Here is a 6,803-nt window from a genome sequence, read left to right on the forward strand (position 1 = left end):
TAAACAGACATCTAACATTCACTTTAGCGAAGAAGCTATTATTTTATTGATTCAAACAATAATGAAAAACATAAAATAAATACAAAATTCAATAATAAAGGGGATTCGTTTTATCATAGCATATATATTCAAAGTCACATTTTTGATGATTTTGAGTTTGCTGAGATTCAAGAAGGACAACAAGTGATTTTTGGTTACAATACTGAATCAGATGAATACAAATTTATGATTGAGAGATTGAACGAATATCTTAGAGAAAAAAGAAAACCATTTTTAGTAAAATATACTGATGTTGTTATTCAAGATTTCAAGACTGTAAATGCATTTCCGGAGTATGGAGAAAACCCATGGGATGAAGTCCGCAAGGAAGAACTTGAGAATTTAATTCGAGAGTTGTACCAAGTGGAACCTAAAATCTTTGTTAAAATGAATATCGAACAGAAAAAAACATTTGTTCGATTTCTGGACCTGATTATGGATGCAGGCGAGCGAGAAAAGCTCTTCGACGTTCTTAATGGTATTGTTGAATTAGATAGTACGGAGCGAAAAGAATTATCTGAGATGTTAAAGACTAATCACTTATCAAATGTTATTAAAACAATTCGCTTAGTACAGGATCGGTTTAAGGCAATAAACTATCTACAGGAAATTGTCTTTCGTAAGGATTTAAGAGCTAATGAAGTTGATCATTTACAAAAGTTTATTGAAAAGCATTATTGGATTTTCGGTGAACAATATCATCTTGTCACAGCGGCTGAACCCAAATTTGAAGAAGCCTTGAGAAGATATGTGCATCTACTAACGAATGTTGAAATAGAAGGGAAAATCGATCATCCTGATAAGCTTCGAGAAATGGATATTTTTATGGTTAGGATAGACAAGCAAGTCGAAAAGATTAGCAATATTGTTGTTGAATTAAAACATCCATCGATTAGTCTTGGTAAAAAACAATATGACCAAGTTATTAGCTACCTTCAAGTTATACTCAATCAACAAGAATTTAACTCATCACAAATGCAGTGGGAATTTCTGCTTGTTGGAAATAAGTTTGATCAGACTGGTTATATTGAACAATTACTAGAAAACGCCGCTAACCATGGTGAACGTTCAAAAGGGCTCGTTTTCAAAACAGGAAAGTTCAAAGTTTATATAAAAACCTGGGCTGATATCTTTACTGAATTTGAAATTAGACACAAGTATCTAGACGAAAAATTACAACTAGAAAGGGCAAAACTAAATGATCGTTTAGACCAAGTGGGGCAAATTATTGAAATTCAAGAGACAAACACAGCAATTATGCCAGATCAATATGTCATTCCCCAGAAATAGAAGTGCTCGTGTGTTGCTGATTAGCTACCAGTATCTATTCTTCATTTAGTGTCTTTCATTAGATGGTAGAAATAGATAAAGAGTGTGTAAAGAGACTTATCGAATAAAGTGCTAAAGAAGATATTCGATCGATGATACCGTACACACCACAAAAAATTGCAATGCTGATCATGAACAATCCAAGTAATGAGCATAGAAGCTTCAGAAAACAGTCGAAACATATATAAAAAATTGAATTTTTAAAACCGTTAAATCTGAAAATGATCGGCGGTTTTTTTGTACAGAAGAATTGGCTGGGTTTAGAAAATAGGGGAAACACGGTAATGGGAACAAGTTCTTGTCCTCCGGCAAGTCGCCAATATGTTTTGGAGGCTTTTTCTTTAACACATACATATGTACAAAATACAGCTTTTGTGCAGTAGTACATTAAAGCTTTTATGAACTAAATCTTTTATTTTATTGGATTAATTATACACTAACAGAAAACCTAGTGTCAATTTGTATTAAGGAAAACACTGCTCCTTATCTCGCCGTGTACCCATTATAATTTCTTTTCTTAGGACATCTACAAAATAGACATCTCCTTTTGTTGTTTTGTTATGAATCACGATAACCCTTTAATGATAATCCTTTACTATGAACTAGCCCTTTAACATCACTAGCGTGTATATTTACGTAGGAAGGCGCGAATTTTGTTCACTTCCTTACGCGCCAATTTTCTCATCTCCTGTGCTTTCTGAGGGCTGTCTGCGCCTTCACCCTCCATTAATTTATAGTTTTCATGCTCGACTTCATTAAATGTAGTTAGCAAGTAAATGGCTTCCTGAATGGCTTTCGCGAGTGATAGAGGTCGCTCGTATTTGGTTTCACATTTGCTAAGATGTTCTCGAAGTAGTTTTGAATACTTAACTTTAGCTGCCCATGTTTCCTGTTCCCAGGCAAAAGGAGAAATGGATTCTTTCGGCTCCCCCATACGGCTCAAAAGTTCTACACGTAGCAACTGTATTCGGTGTATGGTCCTTTCAAATTCATTGAGGACCCTTCCATCGGGACCTGGTACCCGCGACGCTTCTTTTGCAGCCAAGTATCCGTATTCATCTACTAACTCTTGATTAGTCAGTTCTTCAATTTTTTTTATCTTCACTATTGTAGCTCCCTTCAATTAGCCCAAGAGCTCATTGATAAGTGCAAAGATCACCACCTGCTATATCCGTTCGTTGTACATAGGCTACCTTGCTGTACCACTTGCCCTGATTTACATAGACCAACAAGTCTTCTTACATCTGCACTGAGGCATTAAATATCTCATCTTTTTTGCTTCTCATGTTTATTTTTCAATGGGTTAATCCATTTGGTTACATGATCACAAACCAGACTATGCGTCAAAATCAAGCCAACTTGAGTACCTACGATCAAATCAAATATTTTAATGATGAAAGAATTGAACATAGAAATTATTAGCGGCTTTTCCATTCTACATCCACATGATCAAATCTCCATTTTCTAAGACTTATGGATGAAACTCCTTTAGCAGTTCCTGACAGACAAAATATGCAGGAGCTACCACGGTCGCGATAGCTCCTCTGGCCCGTTGCATAAGGATATGACGCCAAATCGTTAACATGGCCTCCCATGCACCAAAAGCAACGTGCACGGCCATGACATCATCGCTTACGTGCATGCCAAACCAAACGCGTCTCGGCAGCCCCCTTCCTATCCTAATTCATTACTTGACAAATAAGGATAAAAGACTTAAGGGTATATATAGACATACATAAGGAGGAGTTTCCATGACGATCTTAGCGATGTATCGCTCGGGAGACAAGGCTGTATTTGCATCTGACTTTCGGGTTTCCTTCAGGGGGGGGGGAACCAAGTAGATATTATGTCCAAGTTTATCTATTTGAAGGATAAACAACTTGGTTTTTTTAAGGCAGGGGGCGTAAAGTTATGGGAAGATGCCGTACCCTTTATCGAATCGGTTTTGCATGAGATTACAATAGAAAATGTAGCTCTGCAAGAAGGTCCATTGCAGTTGGCCCTACAGCGATACACGGAAGCTATCGCGGTCGAACGTGGCAAACCTAAACCGCAATATGGAGGAATTGGGGTTATGATTGACGAGAACAAAGGAATTAATACTGTCTTTAAATTAGATGGCAAAGCTTCAGAAGGCCTTCGCGTGGCTGCCCTAAATGACGGGATTGTTGTCATAGGGAGCGGCAAACAAATTCCGAAGATCGAAGAACATTTGGGTAACCTCTTGGACAAACATATAGCAGAGCACTCCTTCAATCTACCTGAAGTGGTGTCTGTATTAAAACGAGGAATTTTAGAACAGATCAGCCGATGTGGAGCATCTGCATATCAGAAATTGGGCATATCACCTGTCATAGCGACTTCCCAGCTTGAAAAAAAACATTTTACAATGCCAGGGTTTGAAATTAAAGGTAGCACTTTTTCCACTAATGCACCTCGGAGAGATTACCATTATTCGTATAAGCGAATAAAAAACAAAGCAGCTAAAACTTTATGATTATTGCAACGAATTAGATTACGACGTCCATGAGATCGGGCATTTTCCAGAGACAATGAATGACGAAATTTTTGATCCGGAAGGATTAGCGGAGAAGTTTGACCCATGTCCTTACGCGGTAAGCAATACTGTATATTTTATGAACCAGTGGGTTGAAGAAAACTCTATCGATCAAACCGTATATAAAACAGAAATTTTTCACTATAAAAAGCAGCCTCTGTGCGATCCAAATTATGAACAGCTGGCCAACTATTCAACGGATGACCCGGAAGAATCGGAGAAGGAACTATATCGGAATACGGGATATATAGGATTAACAATACCACCGGAGAAGTGCAGTTCCTTTGAGGCGGGAATTCAAGCGGAGATTCATAACCATGAATGGATGGCTGAGCATATCAGCAATTATCATGAGCTTTATCGGATATAACAAACGATTCACAGTAAGACTTGGCCAGCAACAAATCAGCTTCTGCAGCCTTATAGAAAAAACGCCTAGACAGAGATAATGCTTAGGCGTTTTTATACATACATTCAAATTGTTATTACCCTTTTAATAATTTATCTTCTTTAATTGGAGCGGTAATTTCTTTGATCTCTGCTTCATCATTCATTTTTTGCAAGTTCATTGGCATGGAGTCTAAATATTTGTATTCCTCGACCCTAACAGAGTCTTCTGTCCAATTCCCCTCTTTATCTTTCACAAAGACTTCTCTCTTTACTGGGAGTCCTGTTTTAGTATCAATGGTTACAGTCTCTTTTTTAAGATTGGTTTCTGCTACAACCTCTTGAAGTGATGCGTCATTTGATTGTGGTCGTAAAGATTTCACCCAATTTTGCTCTTTCATTTCTTTTTTCTGTTCTTCCATTAGAGAGATATTTAAAATTTTCTTATTTTCATTAGCCAGGTTAACTGGCAATATCCAAGTGTTCCCTACAAGTTTTCCTGTTACATGATCCCTTCCTATAGAAGTGACTCGTCTTCCCTCTTCAGAAACTATAATTTTATTTTGTAGGACTCCTCCGACATAATCTTCAGTAACTTCACTTAGGTTTTTCCGATCACGGATGCGTATTTGATAAGAACTATCGGAATAAGTGCTTGAAGAAACAGATATCTTGATATATTCCACCTGACTATTCGTGGCTTTGTCAGCAGCTGCAATCGTTTCGCTCTGTGCACTGACAACCTGATCTTTGTTTAGGTAGAAAAAACCTGAAGCAGCCGCCACTATTAATGGAACTGCAAGGATACTAGTTAATGTTTTCTTTTTCATCATCTTTTTCCTCCTTTACTCCGCTCTTAAATTCCAACCATTCACATATCCATCGGTATGTGCGTCAGTATCTAAAACCCTCCATGCATTGGGATTACATACCGTTGCTTTTAATTCATCATCATAAGCAGGTAGGTACTTCCCTTTAGGTTCAGTTATACCACTACTACCACCAAGATTCGGGCAAGCGTCCCTATAAAGCGTACTTGAACGTGTTACCTTTGTTGTATGTGTATTTACGTAATTAAATGGCCCCTGTTCTGCACTAATATACCAAGCCGTATACCCAATAGCCGCATTTGAATAATAACCAATACTGGCATCTGGGTAGTAGTTGCGGTTCCATTCCTGTCCATTACCCGTAATAGGGGCACATCCATTGGGTGTCGTTGGACAGTAACTAATAATATCTTCTCCATAGCTTACTTGGGCAATTACTGGATAACTAAATCCTGGTCCAGTTCTTACATTTAACCCTCCGATCACTACATCCATCACACTCGTCGTTTTTTCATATGGAGCAAGTTGTGCATGAGAAATTCCAGGCACTTGGGTTAAAAAAATACAAACAATGAGGGTGAAAACAAACTTCATACTTGATTTTAACATATAAACCAAACACCTCCTATTTTTATGTAGCTGTCCTAGCCTCTTTGTTCAATAACGGTATCGGCATGACCGAACAATGGACTGTACAATATATCCTCACATCCGATTGTGTTGAGGGCTAGAATCTTTAGAACAAACGTTTTTCCTCACAAGTTCGATCTTTCTCTGTACTTTCATTAAATGTTTACCAGCAAAACCCCCACCTTCCCAATTAAATATTTAAAGCTCGTTGATAGGTGATGCTTATACAAATTCCAATCTATTTTAAAAGATTAGGAAGTGTATACTTTCAATTTAGATATTCATAAATATTTAATTAATGGTAATTATTTCAATGTTGATTATATCATATGGCTTCAGTTTTTCAAGAAATATATTCGAAAAATTACTATATTTGATTCTTCTTTCCCAGATACCTACATATCAGAAAGTTTATTTGCCTCAAAATAAGGCAAAAATATCTAAATTCTTTTTAGGACGTTAGATAGATTCACCTCATAACTGGTCAATTTATGAAATTAAAAAACTGGATTCGTTCGCTATTAAAGTAGTTATAGGTATGCATTATATAAAAGCAAAAAGGCGGCTCTCGCCGCTTACAAAACATCTTATTAGAAGGACGGCAGACAGCCTCTATTCTGGAGTTCTCTAATCTATCTCGATCGGTACAGCTTGACGAGCCCTTGGACCATCGGAAGCGTTATTCTCCCGCCTTCTTATTTAAATCGACATGCGTAGAATAAGTTCCTGCATGACAAGACCAAAACCTCAAAGATATTGAACAAGTACGCCTCAGGGGAGCCAGAACGGTGAGCTTTGTCATGCAAAATGCGACAGAAATGATACTGGTAGAGATAATATCAGGTGATTCTATTGATCCATTCTGAAGATTAGATTCGTATAAGGGTCTCTAACTTTAAGGGGATGATCATGCGAGACGATATATTCAGGATGCAGTCGTTGGTTTATTCTAAAACCACAGTTTTCACAATTACCATACTGTATCAGCTCTATGATTCCGCTTCTTCGCTAAAGTGAATGTTAGATGTCTG

6 protein-coding genes are annotated in these 6,803 nt (G+C 37.4%); 3 read left to right on the forward strand and 3 right to left on the reverse strand.

The features are described 5' to 3' along the window. The first annotated feature begins 183 nt into the window (after window positions 1-183). Window positions 184-1,329 (forward strand): hypothetical protein, encoded by a 1,146-nt coding sequence (locus tag L696_RS0107025; protein WP_025683011.1) that lies wholly within the window; start codon window positions 184-186, stop codon window positions 1,327-1,329. A 658-nt stretch (window positions 1,330-1,987) separates the two neighbouring features. Here the strand turns inward: L696_RS0107025 and L696_RS0107030 are convergent. Next, entirely contained in the window at window positions 1,988-2,473 is a 486-nt protein-coding gene (locus L696_RS0107030; protein WP_025683012.1) for a hypothetical protein, read from the reverse strand. Window positions 2,474-3,214: 741 nt separating this feature from the next. On the opposite strand from L696_RS0107030, the gene L696_RS0107050 reads away from it, so the two are divergent. Then, window positions 3,215-3,865, forward strand: coding sequence for a hypothetical protein (locus tag L696_RS0107050; protein WP_025683013.1), 651 nt, complete (start codon window positions 3,215-3,217; stop codon window positions 3,863-3,865). 55 nt (window positions 3,866-3,920) lie between these two features. Then, entirely contained in the window at window positions 3,921-4,295 is a 375-nt protein-coding gene (locus tag L696_RS0107055; protein ID WP_025683014.1) for a hypothetical protein, read from the forward strand. A gap of 115 nt (window positions 4,296-4,410) precedes the next feature. On the opposite strand, the gene L696_RS0107060 is transcribed toward L696_RS0107055, so the two are convergent. Further along, entirely contained in the window at window positions 4,411-5,145 is a 735-nt protein-coding gene (locus L696_RS0107060) for a hypothetical protein (protein WP_025683015.1), read from the reverse strand. A gap of 12 nt (window positions 5,146-5,157) precedes the next feature. Continuing rightward, window positions 5,158-5,751, reverse strand: a complete 594-nt coding sequence (locus L696_RS0107065; RefSeq protein ID WP_025683016.1) for an SH3 domain-containing protein — start codon at window positions 5,749-5,751, stop codon at window positions 5,158-5,160. Between the last annotated feature and the right edge of the window lie 1,052 nt (window positions 5,752-6,803).

Origin of the sequence: Paenibacillus maysiensis (genome assembly GCF_000520815.1) — a bacterium.
GTDB lineage: Bacteria > Bacillota > Bacilli > Paenibacillales > Paenibacillaceae > Paenibacillus > Paenibacillus maysiensis.